The organism is Pseudomonas sp. E315, from assembly GCF_055406205.1.
Genome location: NZ_JBUZPJ010000006.1, coordinates 1 through 18,946, shown reverse-complemented (window position 1 = coordinate 18,946; position 18,946 = coordinate 1). Strand labels below are relative to the sequence as shown.

Sequence of the window (18,946 nt, the reverse complement as noted above, 5' to 3'; positions counted from 1 at the left end):
GCAGCGTACCGGCGTTGAAATCGGCGCAATGACCGTGCGTAACGCGGGCGCCAATGCTGCGGCGCAAATGCAGCGTGATGAAGTGGCGCAAAGCCTTGAAGCGCTGTCGACTATGGCCGACGCAGCACAATCGGAAAGCCATGCAATGCAGGCGGCGCTCAAGCAGGTCTTGGACATTCGTCAGGCCACAGATGAAAACACCCGAACGTCGGCTCAGGTGGGCGGCCTCATTGAAGCGCTGGCAGGGCAAGTGGGCGCTGGGGCAAAAGTTATTGAGCGGCTGGCGCAGCAAAGCGAGCAAATCGAAGTGGTGCTGACAGTCATTCACGGCATTGCTGAGCAAACCAATCTACTGGCTTTGAACGCAGCCATTGAGGCCGCTCGGGCAGGCGAAACCGGTCGCGGGTTTGCGGTGGTCGCTGATGAGGTGCGAGCGCTGGCCAGCAAGACGCAAAGCTCTACCGGAGATATTCAGGCGCACATCGTGGCCTTGCAGCAAGGCGCCAAAGAAGCTGTGGCCGCGATTGGTCTGGCGGGTCGTCAAGCCAACGAAGGCTTGGCCGTATTGCGTGGCAGCGTGCAATTACAAAAGACCGTTCAGGCATCCGTTGAACAGGTGCACGCAGCGATTGGCGAGGCCACTAAAGCCGCAGCGCATCAGGCGCAGGGCGCACAGGCTGTGCGTGGGCGAGTTGAGGTGATCCATGCTCAGGCTGAACGCGCCGCCCAAGCTGTAAATGAAACCACGGCCAGCGGGCAAGTGCTCGATGGCTTGGCGGCGCAACTCAAAGCAAGCTTGGGGCAGTTCAGGGCTTGAGGTCAAAAGATCGCAGCCTGCGATCTTTTGCTTTGTCAGCGGCTCAAATACATCTTGGTTGTGAGCAAGTAAACCGGCAGCCCCGACACCACAATCAGCAGCGCGGCATAAGGCGCTGCTGCCGCAAATTCGATGTTGGAGGTGTGCGCCCAAACTTGGGTGGCCAGGGTATTAAGCCCGGTCGGGCTCAATAGCAGCGTGGCCGTCAGCTCTTTCATGGCATCGAGAAACACCAGCGCGAAGGCCGCACCCAATGCCGGGAAGATGATCGGCAGCGTCACTCGGCAAAACGCCGAGAACGACGATGCGCCCAACGTCCGTGCGGCTTCTTCAAGCTGCGGGGCGGCTTTGTTCAGCGCAGTACGAATCGGCGCTTGCGCCAGTGGCAAAAACAACAAGGCATAGGCGACTAGCAGCAGAGCTGAAGTTTGGTACAGCGCGGGCACGTAATGCAGCGCGAAGTACACCAGCGCCAAGGCGATGACCAGCCCCGGCAGTGCATGCAGCAAATACGGAAGGCGCTCGGCCCAGATCGCCAATTGGCCCTTATAGCGCACCACCAACAGCCCAACGGGAACGGCCAGCACCAAACACAGCGCTGCGCCCCCCAACGCCAATGACAGCGACGAAAACAGCGCTTCGCCAATGGCCGCCATCGGGAACGCGGCTGAGCTGCCTTTTACCAGCCAAAACACCAGCATGCCCAATGGAATACCGCTGCCGATAATGGCCAGCCCCAAGCAATACACCTGCCCCAAAATTGACCACTTGCCCAGTCGCACTTGTTCGGCGTGACGGGCTGCACCTTGGCCAATGCGAATGTGGCGGCCCTTGCCGCGCACTTTCAGTTCCAGCCACAACAGGCTCAGGCACATCACCAGCAGCACCGCAGACAGCATCGCCGCATTGGCGTTACTGAACTCCAGCTCAAACTGTTGATAGATCGCGGTGGTGAAGGTTTGCAGGCCGATAATCGACAGCGCGCCAAACTCCACCAGCATGTGCAGGGCAATCAACAGTGAGCCCGCCAGCAATGAAGGCCAGAGCAGCGGCAGCGTGATTTTGAAAAACACGCCCCAACGGTTCTGCCCTAAGGTGCGGGCCGACTCTTCAAGTGCCGGGTCGAGGTTGCGCAAGGTGGCCGCGACCGGCAAAAAAATCAGTGGGTATTTGGACAGGCTCATCACCAGAATGGCGCCGCCCAAGCCCTCAAAGCTGGAACTGAGCGACACCCAAGTGAAGCTGCTGACGAAGGCCGGAACGGCAAACGGCAGGCACAAAATTACGCCCCACAAGCGCCGTCCCGGCAGGTTGCTGCGTTCAAGCAGCCACGCCAAAGACAGCCCGACCAGCGCGCAGGTCACGGTAACGCCGACCATCAGCATCAACGTGTTGCGCATCAAGCCAAAGACATAAGGGCGCCACAACAGATTCGCCGCCTGCGCCCATCCGGCCTGCCAGGCCTTGGTGCCGACGTACAGCAGCGGCAACAGGCTGAGGCCCACCAGTAACAGCACGGGCAACAGCAGCCAGATCGAAGGCCTTTTAGGTTTTAGGGTGAAGCGTGCGGGTTGGGCGCCAGACAGCATCAGAGCAGGCCCACGTCGCGTTCAAGGTCCAGCGCTTCTTCGGCGTTGCCCAGATCAGCCGGGGTGACTTTGGGCGCTTGCAGTTCTTCGAATGGCTTAAGCCCACGATCCGACACCATGCCTTTACGCATTGGGTACTCAGCAGTGGTGTTGGTGATCACACGCTGGCCTTCTTCACTGGCCATGTAGGCGAGCAGTTGCTGGGCTTCTTTGGGATGCTTGCTGGCTTTCAACACGCCTGCGCTGGACACGGTGATCAAGCCGCCCGCATCGCCGTCAGTGAAGTAGTGCAGTTTGGAGTCCAGCTTGCCTTTCTCTTTTTCCAGTGCAAACCAGTAGTAGTTGTTGACCAAAACGGCGGCGACTTCGCCATTTTCAACCGCCTTGAGCGCCACCATGTTGTTGGTGTAGGTCTTGCCGAAGGCGCGCAGGCCCGTTAGCCATTCTTCTGCTGCTTCACGCCCGTGCAGTTTGATGATGGCAACGGCTTGTTCTTGAAAGGCGCCGCTGGTGGGCACAAAGCCAATTTTGCCTTGCCATTCAGGGTCGGCAAAATCGAGCACCGACTTGGGCAGCTCTTCTTCTTTGATCAACTTGGGGTTGAACGCTACAACACGGGTACGCGCCGTGACGCCAATCCATGTGCCGTTAGCGGCCACGTATTCTTGAGGCAATGCTTGCAGGGTGCTGTCGTCTGCCTTGGCCAGAAAACCCTGTTCACCCAAGTTGTTCAGGGGCGGGGATTCTTCGGCGTAAAACACGTCAGCAGGCGAGCGATCACCTTCTTCCATGATCTGGCTGGCCAGTTGGTTGCTGCTGCCTTTGCGCACGTTGACGTGGATGCCTGTTTTGGCCTCAAAGGCTGCGGCGAGGTTGTCGCCCACTTCTTTGTGCTGGCCGTTATACAAGGTCAGAGAAACTTTATCGGCGGCGTAGGCGGTGGGTGCGGTCAGTGTCAGACCTAAAGCGGCGATGGACAGGCCGCGCAGTAGAAATGTCGCAAGCTGGGTATTTCGGAGCATCATTCGCTGGGTTCCTCGCTTGGGTACTACAAAACTTGTAACAATAATAAACGATATTGTTTCTCAAGTGCGCTTGACCCAGCGTCCAATTGCGCTAGTACGACGAACTGTGATGCCTCCTGCCTAGAGCGTGTCGAGAAAACTGCGCAGTGCTCGCAGCTCGTCCTTGTCCATGTTCAGCACTTTGAGTCGATCGCTGGTCTGCGGGAACAATGGGTCGTTGGCTTGCTGTGCATTGGGCCGCGGGCGAGGCATGCCCATGTTGTAAAACGCTAGCGTGCCTTCCATGTTGACGAACAACCCGTTGTGCATCCACGGGCCGGTTTTCATCACCAAGCGCAATGATGGTGTGCGAAATGCCCCGACATCCTCAGGTTTTCCGGTCACTTCGTAGCGGCCCAAGTCTTCATATTTACGCCCGTAGTAGCTCAGGCCCACGTTGTGAAACTCGTCGTCACTCAGCGATGGGCCAAAGTGGCAGTTCATGCACCGCGCCTTGGTACGAAACAAATGCAGGCCGTACAACTGCTGCTCGCTCATGCGTTGTGGGCGCCCGCGCAGCAGTTGTTCAAACGCCGTGTTACGTGTGGCGGTGACGAGTGTGCGTTGGTAGGTGGCCAGCGCGTACGACGTTTGTTCTTGGGTAATAGGGCTGGCGCCGAACACCTGCGCAAAGAGCGCGCGGTAGGTTGAGTCGGCGTTGAGGCGTTGCAGCAACTGCGGGATCTCGAAAGCCATTTCAACGGGGTCGATGATTGGTTGTGTGGCTTGTTGTTCTTGGCTGCCGCCACGGCCATCCCAAAACAGTGCCTGACTGTAACCGCTCATGACCAGACTTGGCGCATTGCGCCGTCCGCTCTGTCGGTCATGGCCGAAAGACACGCGGCGCCCATCGGCAAACGCCATATCGGCTTCGTGACATGACGCGCAAGCAATTTGCCCGGAGCGCGACAGCTTGGGGTCGTTAAAGAGCTTTTTACCCAGATCAGCCTTGGCTTGCGTAAAGGGGTTGTTGGTCGGCGCTGGGGCGTGGTCGGGCAGCGCGGCCATTTCTTGCCAGTCAATGTCGGCATCTACGCTTGGCGTCGGCCATTGGGCAATGGGTTGGCGATAGAGCTGAGCGATGCAGGCGGTGTAATCCGCCGATTTTTCTTCGCAGGTTGTTGTGGCTGCTGCGTTCAGGGCTGCGCTGCTCAGCCACGCGGCCAAGCCAGTGTGCAGTGCGCGCGCCAACAAGCGGTTCAAAACTTGTACCCCACTTCCAGCATGAATTGGCGTCCGACTTCAAAGGTGGGTAAGCCGGAGGTTTCTGTGGTGCTGACGATTTTCTTGTCCAGCAGGTTGGTCACATCGAGGTTCACGAATACCGCTTGCTCCTTGGCGGTGGGCATTTCCCAAGCCAGACGGGTGTCCCACGTCAGTGCGCCAGAGAATGGCGTTTCTTCCCAGACGCGGGCCTCGGTGCCTTCGTGTACGACTTTTTTACCTGTGGCGGCGATACGGCGATAGCCATCTCGGTAACGAAGGAAGTTACTCCACGTCAGGTGCAGCGGTTCTATTTCGGTAATGGTTGTCAGGCGCGCAGTCCAGGGACGGTTGTAATTGGTCGCAGGCATGTCGGAATAGCGCATGAATTTACCGTTGTACTGGATCATTGGATCTTCGACATAGGTGGCGCCGATGCTGGCGCTGTAGTTGGACAGCCCGGTGTTATTGATTTTGCTCCAGTCCATAGCGAACTGGCCGCTGGTGCGGGTGCTGCCCAGGGTCAGTGCCTGAAGTGGAGTAATGGTCAGTGTGTAGATGTCGGCGTCACTTTTGCCGCCGTTGTAATAGGTGTAGTAGTTGGCTGCCAAGGTGCTGGTGTCTTCGGAGGGGGCGCCGATTTGCGAGCCCCAGGCCCGGCTTATCTGTTGGCGGCCCTTGCGGTTAACGTATTTGACGGCGAACTCGGTGTTCCATTGCACATGGCTTAGCCCCAGTGTGAGTTCATCGTCATAGGGAACATTCAACTGCTGGAACTTGCTGTCGTTGGGTGTGCGGTCGCCCTTTACCCATTCGGCCGTCTGATTGGCTCGGGTGTACTCAGTGCTCATGGCTGCAACCCCATCTCGCAGGCGATAGGCATACAGGTTGCGCCCGTAGTAACGGTTGGCGCCGGCGGTGATACGGGTTTTGCTGTCACCGAACACGTCCAGTTCTATCGCCAGTCGTGGGGCCACAGTGATTTGGTTCATGTAGTCGTCCCCGTCGACTCGCACACCAGGCCTCACCGTCAGGCGTTTGTAGCGCATTTCGTCCTGCAGATATAAGGCCCATGAGCGTGTGTCGAAGGCAATTTTCCCCTCGGTTAGGGTCATGGTGTTGGCATATTGCCCTGCCCAGCCATTGAGAGTGGTGCCCATCGAGCACCAGCGATCATTGTTCTGACAGGATTGTGTCTTGGCCACGCCGAAGCTGGAATAAGGCTGGGCGCGCTCGTAAGTAGCCGAATTTTGCGAGAGTTCCAGCCCGGTTTGCAGGGTGTGCTCGACCCCTAGCCAGTTGAAGCTGTTCCAGTCGGCCTTGAGTTTGTAAGCCAGGGTTTTTTGGGTTTCTTCGATATTCCCAAAACCGCCTTCTGTGGCGAATGCCGTAGAGCTCCAGTCTTTAGTCTCGGAGGTGCGCCATAGAATCATGTAGTCGCTTTCGGAGTAGCGTGCGGTATTCAACTGGCTCCAACTCAGGTTCTGCTCGACGCGGGCAAAAGGGGCGTTCCATACCAGACGTGCGCTTAGGCTATCGCCGCCTGCTTCCATCTCACGGGCGGAATAGAGCGAGTTTGGGCCAAACGTCTTGGCGGTTTCGGGAGCGTGGGTGAGGCTCACGTCCAGTTTCCAGTCTTCATTGGCCTGCCACACAGCCTTTAGAAAATAGTTGTCGATGCGTCGGGTCTGAACTTCAGTCTGATTGGCCGTTTCAGTTTGGTTGGACAGGGCAAACACCCGGGTCGGAATCGTTGAGTCCTTGCGGGAGAAGCTGCCTAACAGGCCAAGGTTTTCGGTCAGGTGCCCTTCAAGGGTGGCGCGGGTGATGATCTTCTTAAATCCGGGCTGGTTTTTGTTGCCGAACCCGGCTTCAAAACTTTCAAGGTCCGGGTCGTCTTCGTTCAGGTGATACCGAGTCCACTCGGAGCGCGACATTTGCACGGAGAGCTTGCCGTGAAAGTCGGTTTTGGGGTCTCGGGTATTGGCCTCGACCACGCCACCGTTAAAGCCGCCAAATTCGACGGGGACGTTGCTGTCATAAACCTTGATGTTATTGAGCAGGTCGGTATCGAGCGCCAAACCTTGACTGCGGCCAGGCATTTCATCGAAATCGTCGTTGCTATTGCCCGGGTCGAGGTCGTTGTTCATGTTCATGCCGTCGACTATGAACAGGTTCTGCCAAGGGCGTGCGCCGTTGATGCTGATGTCGGCAGGAGCGATTTCGCCCGGGGTTTTACTGCTCAACTGACTGTTGTCGAATTGCACATTAGGGTTGGTGCGCAACAGGCTAGTAATGTCGCCGTTACCTGAGGGCAGGCTCTCGATCATTTGTCGGTCAATCGTCTGCTCGCCTTGAAAAATAGGCTCCATAGCCGTGATGGGCGTGCTTTTGATGAGTAGTTCATTGGCCTGAATGGGCGGCAAGATTGAGGCGCTATCGGGTGATGTGGCCTCCCATTGCAAGTCGCTGTTGCGCAAGAGTTGAGTCAGGGCTTTCTCAGGGCTCATGTTGCCTTGCACTGGCGCGCTACTTTGTGTCGCCAGTAATGAGCTTTCGGCGCTGACCTGCCAGCCAGATTGTTGTGAAAAAACAATCAGCGCTGAGCCCAATGGCTGAGCTGCAATCTGGAAGTGCTGAAGCGGGTGGCTGATGCTTGCATCAGGCTCAATAGTGGCGCCGCAGGCCAGTGAGGGCAGTCCAAGTGCAAGGGCCAGAGATCCATAAACAGCAAGACGGATGCAACGCAAACGCGAAGAAGGCATGAGATGACCTACGAAATGAAACGCCATAGTCACTAATGCGAATCTTTATCAGTGACGTTCGTAGGTAAAGACTCTTGGCTGTTGAAGATTTCCAGAAATAAATGAAGTTTTTTCCACAAGGCCCGGAATGGGCCTTACAGAGCGGTGCTAGAGGCCGAGACAATCAGGGTAAAAGGCACGCTGTCTTGCACGCGAGCGCCCAGTGGAGCGATGGCCGTTTGCAGTGCGCGTTTAGGGTCGCGCAGGTTGAGGGCAGCGGTGATGCGTCGCTGTCCCAGTGCTTTGTCGGTCAGCAAGATCAAGCCGGGTTGATAGCGTCGCAACTGTACGAGTACCTGCTCCAGGGGCTGATCGATGGCCACCAATTGCCAGCGGCGCCACGGGGCGATTTGCTCAAGGGGTAATTGCGCAAGACGGGTGCGATCGTCGGCGGAGGTGTAACTCAGCAGGTCGCCGCTGTGCAGCAGGTGAGGCGCGGTCGTGGATGATTGTGAGGTGTGCACCGCCACGGTACCGCTTTCGACGCTGACGTCGACGCCGTTGTCATTCAGGCTCACAGCAAACGCGGTTCCGGTCACTCGCACCCGAACTTGCCCGGCGTTTACATAGAAGGCGCGGGCGGCATCGGGCTTAACTGAGAAAAACGCCTGACCTCGCAGCAGCGTGACTTCGCGTCGTTCGGGATTGAACTGCACATCGGCCAAGGTGTTGCTGTCGAGCAGCACTTGGCTGCCGTCGCTTAATGCGACGGTTCGGTGTTCGGCAACCGGGCTTTGGTAGTCGGCTCTCATGGCTTGCCAGTCTGGCAGCAGCATGACCAATGCGCAGGCGGCCACAGCTGCGCCGAGCAATGAGCGTTTTCGGCGCGTAAAACGTGCAGTTGGGCGCGTAGGTGCTGGGGTGATTGACGACAGGAGTGGCGATTCGGCGGGCAGGTTGAGTGCTTCACCGCTCAGACGCCAGACCTTAAGCGCTTTGCGATACGCCGCGTCATGTTCGGGCGTGCAGAGGCGCCAATCGTTCAGGCGATTCATTAGTTCGCGGTCATGCGGGTTTTGCTGAATCAGCAAAAGCCAGTCCAGTGCGGCTTCCCAAACCGGGTTCGGGTTATCAGTCGCCACGGGACGCGCCACCGAAATCACGGGCTTGGGTGGGCGCAGGTAAGGGTGTTGTGTCAAAAAAGTCAGTCATCGCTCAGTTGTTCCGCGCAGTAGGTCAGGGCGTCGCGTACCAATTGGTGGGCCAGGCTGACAGAAATCCCCAGTTGCGTGCCGATTTGTTGAAACGTCAAGCCTTGCAGTCGGTGCAGCACAAAGGCTTGGCGTGTGCGCTCTGGTAAGCGGTACAGAGCATGTTGCAATTTGCGCAGCTCGTCCACATGCAGTGCTTCTTGTTCGGGGGACGGGGTGTTGGCGATGTGCTCATCCAGTAACTCGCCGCGTGAGGTGTGGCGGTTTTCCAGAGTAACGCGACGGTTGAGGTCAAATGCCAGATTGCGCACGATGCGATAGAGATAGCCGACCGGTTGCGTCAACGGGTTAAGGTTGTCTGCGCTTTGGCTGAAACGCAGCCAGGCATCCTGAACGACATCTTCGGCTTTGGAGCGGCAGCCTACGATAGGTGCGGCGTAGTCCACCAAGGCAAGTCGATGCGTGAGGTAGAGCTGGAGCCTTTCGTTGTTATCGGACACAAGAATCCAGGAAGACGCGTTAGCGATCTGAAGGTGGTCGGATATTAATGCGGATGAGATGGATTATCAAATACAGCGTTGGATACGCAGATAGAAGGTATTTGATGGGTGTGCGGGGGAGGGCTTGAATCCCGGAAACTAAAAAGCCCGCTTTCGCGGGCTTTTTGAGTGGTTGTGCAGTGTTTAACTACAAACCTGAATTGGTGCCCAGAAGAAGACTCGAACTTCCACGACCTTGCGGTCACCAGCACCTGAAGCTGGCGTGTCTACCAATTTCACCATCTGGGCAGTATCAGCAACGTTGCCGCTGTTGATGTGGCGCACTATACGGAGGCCTTTTAATTCTGTAAACCCCTGATTTAGTTTTAATAAACCAGATGCTTAGAATGCAAAAACCCGCTTTCGCGGGTTTTTGTGTGAGGCCTGAGAGTGTACTAATCTCAACCTCGAAATTGGTGCCCAGAAGAAGACTCGAACTTCCACGACCTTGCGGTCACCAGCACCTGAAGCTGGCGTGTCTACCAATTTCACCATCTGGGCAGCATCAGCAACGTTGCCGCTGTTGATGGCGCGCACTATACGGATGCCCCTTTGACCTGTAAAGCGTTGTGAACAAAAATAGCGCAAATATTTCGCGAACGGTTGGCAAGCAGCTTCATTACGCGTCAGAAAGGACTAATAAGGCTCTGTGTGAGCCCGAAATTTCCCGTTTCAATACGCGTATGCCAAACTAACCCGCATATAGACAAGGTGAAAACTATCTAATGGCCGATTGGCAGACCCTCGATCCCGAGGCCGCACGTGAAGCGGAAAAATACGAAAACCCTATCCCTAGCCGCGAACTGATCCTTCAGCACTTGGCCGAGCGTGGCTCGCCTGCTGCTCGCGAGCAGTTGGTAGAAGAGTTTGGTCTGGTGACTGAAGACCAAATTGAGGCCTTGCGCCGTCGCCTGCGTGCGATGGAGCGTGATGCACAACTTATTTATACGCGCCGCGGCACTTACGCCCCGGTGGACAAACTCGACCTGATTCTCGGCCGCATCAGTGGTCACCGTGATGGCTTCGGCTTTCTGATCCCGGATGATGGCAGCGACGATCTATTCATGAGCCCGTCGCAAATGCGTCTGGTATTCGATGGCGACCGCGCACTGGCCCGAGTGTCTGGGCTAGACCGTCGTGGTCGTCGTGAAGGCGTTATTGTCGAAGTGGTATCGCGCGCTCACGAAACCATCGTGGGCCGTTACTTCGAAGAAGGCGGCATTGGTTTTGTGGTTGCAGACAACCCCAAGATCCAGCAAGAAGTGCTGGTCACGCCAGGTCGCAACGCAGGGGCCAAGGTCGGCCAGTTCGTTGAAGTGAAAATCACTCACTGGCCGACGCCGCGCTTCCAGCCGCAAGGTGATGTGCTTGAAGTGGTGGGCAACTACATGGCGCCCGGCATGGAAATCGACATCGCGCTGCGCACCTACGACATTCCTCACGTCTGGCCAGAGGCGGTGCTCAAAGAAGCCAGTCGCCTCAAGCCTGAAGTTGAAGCTAAAGACAAAGAAAAGCGCATCGACCTGCGTCATCTGCCATTCGTCACCATTGACGGTGAAGATGCTCGCGACTTCGATGACGCGGTGTTCTGTGAGGCCAAGCCAGGCAAGTTGCGCCTGTTCTCGGGTGGTTGGAAGTTGTACGTGGCCATTGCCGACGTGTCCAGCTACGTGAAAATCGGCTCGGCGCTGGATGCCGAAGCTCAGGTTCGCGGTAACTCGGTGTACTTCCCCGAGCGCGTTATCCCGATGCTGCCTGAGCAGTTGTCCAATGGCCTGTGCTCCCTGAACCCGAAAGTTGATCGTTTGGCCATGGTTTGCGAGATGACTATCTCCAAAACCGGCGAAATGACCGACTACCAGTTCTATGAAGCGGTGATTCACTCTCAGGCGCGTCTGACCTACAACAAGGTCAGCACCATTCTTGAGCAGCCCAAAACCAGCGAAGCCAAGCAACTGCGTACTGAATACGCTGACGTTGTGCCGCACCTCAAACAGCTTTATTCGCTGTACAAAGTGCTGCTGGCCGCTCGTCATACGCGTGGTGCAATCGATTTTGAAACGCAAGAAACCCGAATTATCTTCGGTTCTGAGCGCAAAATCGCAGAAATCCGCCCAACCACTCGTAACGATGCGCACAAACTGATCGAAGAGTGCATGTTGGCGGCCAACGTGGCCACCGCTGAATTCCTCAAAAAGCACGAAATTCCGGCTCTGTACCGCGTGCACGATGGCCCGCCACCAGAGCGTCTGGAAAAACTGCGCGCTTTCCTCGGCGAGCTGGGTTTGACCCTGCACAAAGGCAAAGATGGCCCGTCGCCGAAGGACTATCAGGCGTTGCTTGAAACCATCAAGGATCGTCCGGACTTCCATCTGATCCAGACCGTGATGCTGCGTTCGTTGAGTCAGGCGGTGTACAGCGCTGATAACCAAGGCCACTTTGGCCTGAACTATGAAGCCTATACCCACTTCACTTCGCCGATTCGTCGCTACCCGGACTTGCTCACGCACCGTGCGATTCGTAGCGTCATCCATTCAAAAATGGATACCCCGCACGTTCGCCGTGCTGGCGCGATGACTATTCCTAAGGCGCGCATTTACCCGTACGACGAAGCTGCTCTGGAGCAACTCGGCGAGCAGTGCTCAATGAGCGAGCGCCGTGCCGATGAGGCCACGCGTGACGTGACCAACTGGCTCAAGTGCGAGTTCATGAAAGACCGCGTTGGCGAATCGTTCCCGGGTGTAGTGACCGCTGTGACGGGCTTTGGTCTGTTTGTGGAGCTGACCGACATTTATGTCGAAGGTCTGGTTCACGTGACAGCCTTGCCGGGCGACTACTACCACTTTGATCCTGTGCATCACCGCTTGGCGGGCGAGCGCACCGGTCGCAGCTTCCGTTTGGGCGACACCGTTGAAGTGCGGGTGATGCGCGTCGATCTCGACGAGCGCAAAATTGACTTCGAAATGGCTGAGAAAACCCTCAGCGCGCCGATCGGTCGCAAGAATCGTGGTGCTGAAAAGCCTGCGGCCAAGACCAAACCGGCCGGCAAGCCAAGCAGCTACGAGACTGAAAAGCCCGCAGAGCCGGCAAAGGCCAGCCGCCGCGCGCCAGCGAAGAAAGCCCCGAAAAGCACCGATGATGCCTATCGCCCAAGCGATGCGGCAGCAAAGAATGCCGAGCTGCGCAAAAGCCGCGAATTGAAGCAGGCGCTGCTGGCCGAAGCGAAAAGCGGCGGTCGGACATCTGAGCCGGGAAAGTCGGGGAGGGCAGCACCCGCTAAAGACGCGGGCAAGCCTTCCAAGCCGAGCAAACATCGTAAAGGCCCGCCAAAAACGGGCACCGCTCCTGCCGCCAAAAGCGGCGGGGCGCGCAAACCTAAGGCCAAGTCATGAGTCAGTTGGAAAAAATCTACGGCATCCACGCCGTAGAAGCGTTGCTTCGTCATCACCCTAAGCGTGTTAAGCAGATATGGCTGGCCGAGGGTCGCAGCGATCCTCGCGTTCAGACCCTGATTGCCTTGGCCGATGAAAGCCGGGTGCCAGTAGGTAACGCCGAGCGTCGTGAAATGGACGTTTGGGTTGAAGGCGTTCACCAAGGTGTTGTGGCGGATGTGAGCCCGAGCCAGGTGTGGGGCGAAGCGATGCTCAACGAGCTGCTGGACCGTACCGAAGGTGCTCCGCTGATCTTGGTGCTGGACGGCGTGACCGATCCGCACAACTTGGGTGCTTGCCTGCGCACGGCTGATGCAGCCGGTGCTTTGGCTGTTATCGTGCCCAAAGACAAGTCAGCTACCCTGACCCCGACTGTGCGAAAAGTGGCTTGTGGTGCGGCGGAAGTGATTCCGTTGGTTGCCGTTACTAACTTGGCGGCAACGCTGAAAAAGCTTCAGCAGCGCGGTTTGTGGATCGTCGGCACTGCTGGCGAAGCCGAACAAGAGTTGTACGAGCAAGACCTGACTGGCCCGACCATCCTGATCATGGGTGCTGAAGGCAAAGGTATGCGTCGTTTGACGCGTGAGCATTGCGACTATCTGGTGCGCTTGCCGATGGCCGGTAGCGTTAGCAGCCTGAACGTATCGGTTGCCACCGGTGTTTGTCTGTTCGAGGCCTTGCGTCAGCGCAGCGTCAAAGCTAAATCTTCTTCGAAAAAGAAGTAAGCCAAACCCGTAGTCGCTGCCGAAGGCTGCGATCGAGTGCTAGGCGCTCGGCGTTTCGGTCTTGGACCTTATCGCAGCCTGCGGCAGCGACTACGAAATTCGGCAGGGGTTGATTGTTCAAATAATCACCAATTGCCTTGCGCCTCTCTTGTGCCTTCTCTACAATTGCGCCCCTTGCCGTCATGGCGGGCGCATATGTGCCTCTCTAGGCAAGACACACAAGTGTCATTCACTCCTTGTCTGACCGCTTTTTAGTTAGCGGCAGGCTACAACCCGTAAGGAGCATTCATGCGTCATTACGAAATCATCTTTTTGGTCCACCCGGATCAAAGCGAACAAGTCGGCGGCATGGTAGAGCGTTACACCAAGCTGATCGAAGAAGACGGCGGCAAAATCCACCGTCTGGAAGATTGGGGCCGTCGTCAACTGGCCTACGCAATCAACAATGTTCACAAGGCTCACTACGTGATGCTGAACGTTGAGTGCACTGGCAAGGCTTTGGCTGAGCTGGAAGACAACTTCCGTTACAACGATGCTGTGATCCGTAACCTGGTCATCCGTCGCGACGAAGCCGTAACTGGCCAGTCCGAGATGCTCAAGGCTGAAGAGAACCGCAGTGAGCGCCGTGAGCGTCGTGACCGTCCTGAGCATTCTGACAGCGCCGATGGCGATGACAGCGATAACAGCGACGCCAGCGATAACGCTGACGAGTAATCCACGGACCTTTTGAGGAGCCAATTACATGGCACGTTTCTTCCGTCGTCGTAAATTCTGCCGCTTCACAGCTGAAGAAGTGAAAGAGATCGATTACAAAGATCTCAACACCCTGAAAGCTTATGTATCCGAAACCGGCAAAATCGTTCCAAGCCGTATCACCGGTACCAAAGCTCGTTATCAGCGTCAGCTGGCCACCGCTATCAAGCGCGCCCGCTTCCTGGCCCTGCTGGCCTACACCGACAGCCACGGCCGCTGAGACCGGGCAGTCGACAAGTAGTAAAGGATTGAAAGCATGCGCGCCTTAGCTGAGTTCATCATGCGCGGCCGTGTGCAGGCCACGTTAATCGTGGCCGGATGTGCGGCATTGCCGTTTTTGTTCTGGTTGAGTGCTGCTGCGGGTTGCCTTGTGCTCCTGCGGCGCGGTCCGAGAGATGCCTTGAGCATCCTCTCATGGGCTCTACTGCCGGCCTTGGTCTGGTGGTTTATCGGAGAACCTCGCACCTTGATGGTGCTGCTCGGAACTCTGGGATTGGCGATGTTATTACGCGCCGATCAGCCTTGGCATCGCGTGCTGCTAGTCAGCGTGGCATTGGGTGTGGTGTATGGCGTGATCCTGGGCACGGTTTTCCGTGAACCCATTGCAGCGATGGCACAGGAGTTGGAAAAACTTCTGCCGCAGGTCCTCAATGGGCTCTACGACAAGTTATCTGACGTAGAGCGAGCGCGCCTTGGAGCACTGATTGCACCCGTCCTCACCGGTTTGATTGCAGCTTTGATGCAGGTCGTCAGCGTGCTGAGCCTGATTCTTGGGCGTTATTGGCAAGCGTTGTTGTACAACCCGGGCGGTTTTGCCAGCGAGTTTCGCAGCATCCGCCTACCGCTTGGACCAGCGATGTTGCTGCTGGCGTGCATGCTTGTAGGGCCAAATTTTGGTCCTCAAATGGCAATGCTTACGCCGTTGTGCAGCGTACCGCTGTTCTTCGCCGGGCTGGCCCTGATTCACGGGCTGGTGGCGCATAAGCGACTGGCCAAGTTTTGGCTGGTGGGGTTGTACGTCACGCTGTTGCTGTTTATGCAGCTGATCTATCCGTTGCTCGTGGTTTTGGCCATTGTCGACAGCCTGATTGATTTTCGCGGACGTTTGGCGCCGAAAGATGCCGACAAAGGTTCTGCGAACGGTGAAGGTTAAAAGTTAAGAGGATTTTCACATGCAACTGATCCTTCTGGAAAAAGTCGCGAACCTGGGCAACCTGGGCGACAAAGTAAATGTTAAGTCCGGTTACGGTCGTAACTACCTGCTGCCATACGGCAAAGCAACCGCTGCAACCGCTGCCAACCTGGCTGCGTTTGAAGAGCGTCGTGCTGAGCTGGAACAAGCAGCAGCAGACAAAAAAGCTTCGGCTGAAACGCGTGCTGCCCAACTGGCTGAGCTGGAAGTGACTATCACTGCCACCGCTGGTGACGAAGGCAAGCTGTTCGGTTCGATCGGCACTCACGACATCGCTGATGCACTGACCGCCTCTGGCGTTGAAGTTGCAAAAAGCGAAGTTCGTCTGCCGAACGGCACTATCCGCAACGTGGGTGAATTCGACGTGGCTGTGCACCTGCACGCCGAAGTTGAAGCAACCGTACGCGTTGTTGTGGTAGCTGCTTAAGCAGTCTTAACTGACTGGCACCTTGTGTGTCGGGCGGTTAACATCGGGCACGATCCTGTTTACAGGTCGTGCCCTTTGTCTTTCTGCTGACCCTGATTTTCACTCTCAAATTCCAAGTGGCCATGAACGATATCTCCGCTCCTGAGCAATACGATCTACAAACCGCTGCCCTGAAGGTGCCTCCGCATTCCATCGAGGCCGAACAGGCCGTGCTCGGTGGGTTGATGCTGGACAACAACGCCTGGGAACGTGTGTTGGATCAAGTGTCGGACGGCGACTTCTATCGGCATGACCACCGCCTGATTTTCCGCGCCATTGCCAAATTGGCTGATCAAAACTCCCCTATCGACGTCGTGACCCTTGCCGAGCAATTGGACAAGGAAGGTCAGACTTCGCAAGTTGGGGGGTTGGGCTACCTGGGCGAATTGGCGAAAAACACGCCTTCTGTCGCTAACATCAAGGCCTACGCGCAGATCGTGCGCCAGCGCGCAACCTTGCGCCAGTTGATCGGCATCAGCACTGAAATTGCTGACAGTGCGTTCAACCCGGAAGGTCGTAGCGCCGAAGAAATCCTCGACGAGGCTGAGCGTCAGATCTTCGCAATCGCTGAGGCCCGGCCTAAAACCGGCGGCCCGGTGAGTGTTAACGACCTGTTGACCAAAGCCATCGACCGAATCGACACGCTGTTTAACACGGACAACGCCATTACCGGCTTGTCCACGGGTTACACCGACCTTGATGGCATGACCAGCGGCTTGCAGCCTGCGGACTTGATCATCGTCGCGGGTCGTCCTTCGATGGGTAAAACCACCTTTGCGATGAACCTGGTAGAGAACGCCGTTTTGCGCAGTGAAAAAGCGGTGTTGGTTTACTCGCTTGAGATGCCAGGTGAATCACTGATCATGCGTATGTTGTCCTCGCTTGGTCGTATCGACCAGACCAAGGTTCGTGCGGGTCGTCTTGAAGACGATGACTGGCCGCGCCTGACTTCTGCGGTCAACTTGCTGAACGACCGCAAGTTGTTCATTGATGACACGGCGGGTATCAGCCCATCAGAGATGCGTGCGCGTACGCGTCGACTGGTGCGTGAACACGGCGACATTGGCCTGATCATGATCGACTACCTGCAATTGATGCAGATCCCTGGGTCGGGTGGTGATAACCGTACCAACGAGATTTCTGAAATCTCGCGCTCCCTGAAAGCGCTGGCCAAGGAGTTCAACTGCCCGGTCGTCGCGCTGTCGCAGCTTAACCGCTCCCTTGAACAACGCCCAAACAAGCGCCCGATTAACTCCGACTTGCGTGAATCTGGAGCTATCGAGCAGGATGCCGACGTGATCATGTTCGTGTATCGGGATGAGGTCTATCACCCCGAAACCGAACATAAAGGCATTGCTGAAATCATCATCGGTAAGCAGCGTAATGGCCCAATTGGCACCACGCGCCTAGCGTTTATCGGTAAATACACGCGTTTTGAAAACTTGGCGCCGGGTAGTTACAACTTTGACGATGACTGATTGGCCCTAAGTTAAAGTCGAAGGTGAGCTGCCGGTATTCTATTCTCGAAATAGACCTTTGATCATTTTTTCACTGTAGCCATAGTTCCAGCGTAACTCCGTACCTTCGCTGATGTCTTCGGTGGCAAAAATACCTGCCAGTTTAAGCCGTACTCTGTGCCCCAGAGCTAACTCTTGAGCATAGTTGTTAAGTGCAGTAATGTCGAAAATTGCCATTTCGGTGTTGTACCCATTGTTAGCCTGCCGGTAAGGTTTATTGGCGCGATATTCAAAAATGGTATTAATTCTGGACAGCACATTGTCACCAGAAAACGCCCAATTGCCTGGAATTGCTTTGAGTTGCGGAGCCTCACTACGGCTTGGAAAGATGCTTGGGTCGGCGTCTATCAAATAGGGGTTTTTTTGCGCTTTTTCAAGTGTCGCGTTGAAAAATTCGCCGCCATAAATACCCAGGATTTCTCCTTTTTTAATGACTCTTTTTGTAATTACTGTTTTTTGACCAATCAACCTCGATTCTTGTGAGTGTTTTTGATATTCAGCTTTGAAAGTGACGACTTCAATTTTTTCGTCATAGAGTCTGGCAACCCTTTCGTAGCCTTCCCACAGAATATAAGGTATTAATAATTTTTTCTCATATCTAATGCCAGAAGCTGAATGGTTGCTGTTGGCTTGTATACTTTTTATATGCATAGGCCGGCCTTCAGGATCACGAATAGGGTACCTTCCATTGTTTGAACGTTTGTATGTACGAATGTGCTCCTCATTATCTTCGTAAGGACTTATACGTCGCATGTCGGCCAATTCTTCCGCTGTGTAAAACACTTGTGGGGGGCTGTCATCAGCAGATGCGTATTCGTCCTCGCTTGAGGACGTTGCAGATTGAAAGTCGTCGCTGGAATCGTGACTATTGTCTCGTTGTAGTGTTTTTTGTAGAGCGCTGTCAGGCATGCCACCGAGAAGCGAACCTTTGCTTTCATCAATTCCCCAGCCTCCCTCAGGGTTTCTTTGGATGTAAGGCTTATACGCCCGGAATCGGCTACGGGAATCAATTAACTGCCAGCCTGCTCTGTCAGATTTGACTTGGTAGTATTTACCATCTTGGAGGATGTAATAGCGGTACATGCCGTCTGGTTGGGGCTGGCTCTGGTAGATGTGTTCACTATGCAATACAGCGCCTTTCGGCGGCTTTGGTTCAGCAAAATTAGGGTCAAGAGGGCGTCCGGCTGAAATGACAGGGGGCGGCGCAGGCGAAGCACTTCTTATCGGCAGGGTTTTCCACTGCGCACGCTGTAGTAGCGCTCGCTGTACTGTTCGCTCAAGAGCCTCGCCTTTGTTAACGCTTAAGGTGTCCGTGGTCAAGGTTTGCTCGATGGCACTAAATAGGTCGGTAGGCGCATGCAACTGGCCGAGGTTGGCATCGTTAACGGCATAAAGATTGTCTTTACGAACGAGCAGGTACTGTTTAGCCGCATTGTCGGGACCAATGACGCCAAGCGTTTCGCCATTAATGTTGTTATCCCGTATTTCAATTTTGAGGGAGGTAGGCCAGTCAGGGAGTTTTTCAAGAGTGGTCAGGATGATGTGCAGGCTCTCGAAGTTATAAGCCGTGTTGAGGTAAGCGTTTTGCATGGCCTCTCTAGTGTGCTGTTTTGAAAATAACTTACCCGCCAGCCCGTGAGGCCATTGCCTCACGGGCTCGCTGTATCTTGTTTAAGATATCTTCTCCCTTCGCAT

General features: G+C 55.8%; 14 protein-coding genes, 2 tRNA genes and 1 pseudogene. 8 read left to right on the top strand and 9 right to left on the bottom strand.

Going from position 1 to position 18,946, the window contains the following annotated elements; genetic code table 11:
- Window positions 1-322: 322 nt before the first annotated feature.
- Window positions 323-817: pseudogene (locus ACZRJQ_RS10630) on the top strand (methyl-accepting chemotaxis protein); the annotation flags it as partial.
- Window positions 818-852: 35 nt separating this feature from the next.
- On the opposite strand, the gene ACZRJQ_RS10625 reads toward ACZRJQ_RS10630, so the two are convergent.
- The 8 genes from ACZRJQ_RS10625 to ACZRJQ_RS10590 form a co-directional block, all read right to left on the bottom strand.
- Window positions 853-2,406 (bottom strand): ABC transporter permease, encoded by a 1,554-nt coding sequence (locus ACZRJQ_RS10625; RefSeq protein ID WP_463978312.1) that lies wholly within the window; start codon window positions 2,404-2,406, stop codon window positions 853-855.
- Window positions 2,406-3,431, bottom strand: coding sequence for an iron ABC transporter substrate-binding protein (locus ACZRJQ_RS10620; protein ID WP_463978311.1), 1,026 nt, complete (start codon window positions 3,429-3,431; stop codon window positions 2,406-2,408). Before ACZRJQ_RS10620 ends, ACZRJQ_RS10625 begins: the two co-directional genes overlap by 1 nt.
- 120 nt (window positions 3,432-3,551) lie before the next feature.
- The gene (locus tag ACZRJQ_RS10615; protein WP_463978310.1) at window positions 3,552-4,673 is read right to left on the bottom strand and encodes a cytochrome-c peroxidase; all 1,122 of its coding nucleotides are present in this window, start codon (window positions 4,671-4,673) and stop codon (window positions 3,552-3,554) included.
- A complete protein-coding gene (locus ACZRJQ_RS10610; RefSeq protein ID WP_463978309.1) occupies window positions 4,670-7,438 on the bottom strand; it encodes a TonB-dependent receptor plug domain-containing protein in 2,769 nt (922 codons plus the stop codon). The genes ACZRJQ_RS10615 and ACZRJQ_RS10610 overlap by 4 nt, the downstream gene beginning before the upstream one ends.
- A gap of 134 nt (window positions 7,439-7,572) precedes the next feature.
- A complete protein-coding gene (locus ACZRJQ_RS10605; protein WP_463978308.1) occupies window positions 7,573-8,616 on the bottom strand; it encodes a FecR family protein in 1,044 nt (347 codons plus the stop codon).
- A 5-nt stretch (window positions 8,617-8,621) separates the two neighbouring features.
- Window positions 8,622-9,128, bottom strand: a complete 507-nt coding sequence (locus ACZRJQ_RS10600) for a sigma-70 family RNA polymerase sigma factor (protein ID WP_463978307.1) — start codon at window positions 9,126-9,128, stop codon at window positions 8,622-8,624.
- A gap of 201 nt (window positions 9,129-9,329) precedes the next feature.
- A tRNA-Leu gene (locus tag ACZRJQ_RS10595) sits at window positions 9,330-9,416 on the bottom strand.
- Between the two features lie 165 nt (window positions 9,417-9,581).
- Window positions 9,582-9,668: transfer RNA gene (locus tag ACZRJQ_RS10590), tRNA-Leu, on the bottom strand.
- A 224-nt stretch (window positions 9,669-9,892) separates the two neighbouring features.
- Here ACZRJQ_RS10590 and rnr point away from each other — a divergent pair.
- From rnr to dnaB, 7 genes are all read left to right on the top strand, one after another.
- Entirely contained in the window at window positions 9,893-12,559 is a 2,667-nt protein-coding gene (rnr, locus tag ACZRJQ_RS10585; RefSeq protein WP_463978306.1) for a ribonuclease R, read from the top strand.
- Window positions 12,556-13,323: a 23S rRNA (guanosine(2251)-2'-O)-methyltransferase RlmB gene (gene rlmB, locus ACZRJQ_RS10580; RefSeq protein ID WP_463978305.1), complete on the top strand. Its 768-nt coding sequence runs from the start codon at window positions 12,556-12,558 to the stop codon at window positions 13,321-13,323. The genes rnr and rlmB overlap by 4 nt, the downstream gene beginning before the upstream one ends.
- Before the next feature lie 288 nt (window positions 13,324-13,611).
- On the top strand, window positions 13,612-14,037 hold the full coding sequence (gene rpsF, locus ACZRJQ_RS10575) for a 30S ribosomal protein S6 (protein ID WP_003439045.1): 426 nt from the start codon (window positions 13,612-13,614) through the stop codon (window positions 14,035-14,037).
- A gap of 28 nt (window positions 14,038-14,065) precedes the next feature.
- The gene (gene rpsR / locus ACZRJQ_RS10570) at window positions 14,066-14,296 is read left to right on the top strand and encodes a 30S ribosomal protein S18 (RefSeq protein ID WP_003171373.1); all 231 of its coding nucleotides are present in this window, start codon (window positions 14,066-14,068) and stop codon (window positions 14,294-14,296) included.
- 36 nt (window positions 14,297-14,332) lie between these two features.
- Entirely contained in the window at window positions 14,333-15,229 is an 897-nt protein-coding gene (locus ACZRJQ_RS10565; protein ID WP_463978304.1) for a hypothetical protein, read from the top strand.
- A 19-nt stretch (window positions 15,230-15,248) separates the two neighbouring features.
- On the top strand, window positions 15,249-15,695 hold the full coding sequence (gene rplI / locus ACZRJQ_RS10560; protein ID WP_048360320.1) for a 50S ribosomal protein L9: 447 nt from the start codon (window positions 15,249-15,251) through the stop codon (window positions 15,693-15,695).
- A 122-nt stretch (window positions 15,696-15,817) separates the two neighbouring features.
- Window positions 15,818-17,212: a replicative DNA helicase gene (gene dnaB / locus ACZRJQ_RS10555; protein WP_016783319.1), complete on the top strand. Its 1,395-nt coding sequence runs from the start codon at window positions 15,818-15,820 to the stop codon at window positions 17,210-17,212.
- Between the two features lie 39 nt (window positions 17,213-17,251).
- Here dnaB and ACZRJQ_RS10550 read toward each other — a convergent pair whose 3' ends face one another.
- A complete protein-coding gene (locus tag ACZRJQ_RS10550) occupies window positions 17,252-18,841 on the bottom strand; it encodes a hypothetical protein (RefSeq protein WP_463978303.1) in 1,590 nt (529 codons plus the stop codon).
- Between the last annotated feature and the right edge of the window lie 105 nt (window positions 18,842-18,946).

Coding starts and splice junctions, on each gene's coding strand:
- dnaB (WP_016783319.1), top strand. CDS start 15,818: ATGAACGATATCTCCGCTCCTGAGCAATACGATCTACAAACCGCTGCC.
- ACZRJQ_RS10620 (WP_463978311.1), bottom strand. CDS start 3,431: ATGATGCTCCGAAATACCCAGCTTGCGACATTTCTACTGCGCGGCCTG.
- ACZRJQ_RS10565 (WP_463978304.1), top strand. CDS start 14,333: ATGCGCGCCTTAGCTGAGTTCATCATGCGCGGCCGTGTGCAGGCCACG.
- ACZRJQ_RS10610 (WP_463978309.1), bottom strand. CDS start 7,438: ATGCCTTCTTCGCGTTTGCGTTGCATCCGTCTTGCTGTTTATGGATCT.
- rplI (WP_048360320.1), top strand. CDS start 15,249: ATGCAACTGATCCTTCTGGAAAAAGTCGCGAACCTGGGCAACCTGGGC.
- ACZRJQ_RS10625 (WP_463978312.1), bottom strand. CDS start 2,406: ATGCTGTCTGGCGCCCAACCCGCACGCTTCACCCTAAAACCTAAAAGG.
- rnr (WP_463978306.1), top strand. CDS start 9,893: ATGGCCGATTGGCAGACCCTCGATCCCGAGGCCGCACGTGAAGCGGAA.
- rpsR (WP_003171373.1), top strand. CDS start 14,066: ATGGCACGTTTCTTCCGTCGTCGTAAATTCTGCCGCTTCACAGCTGAA.
- rlmB (WP_463978305.1), top strand. CDS start 12,556: ATGAGTCAGTTGGAAAAAATCTACGGCATCCACGCCGTAGAAGCGTTG.
- ACZRJQ_RS10550 (WP_463978303.1), bottom strand. CDS start 18,841: ATGCAAAACGCTTACCTCAACACGGCTTATAACTTCGAGAGCCTGCAC.
- rpsF (WP_003439045.1), top strand. CDS start 13,612: ATGCGTCATTACGAAATCATCTTTTTGGTCCACCCGGATCAAAGCGAA.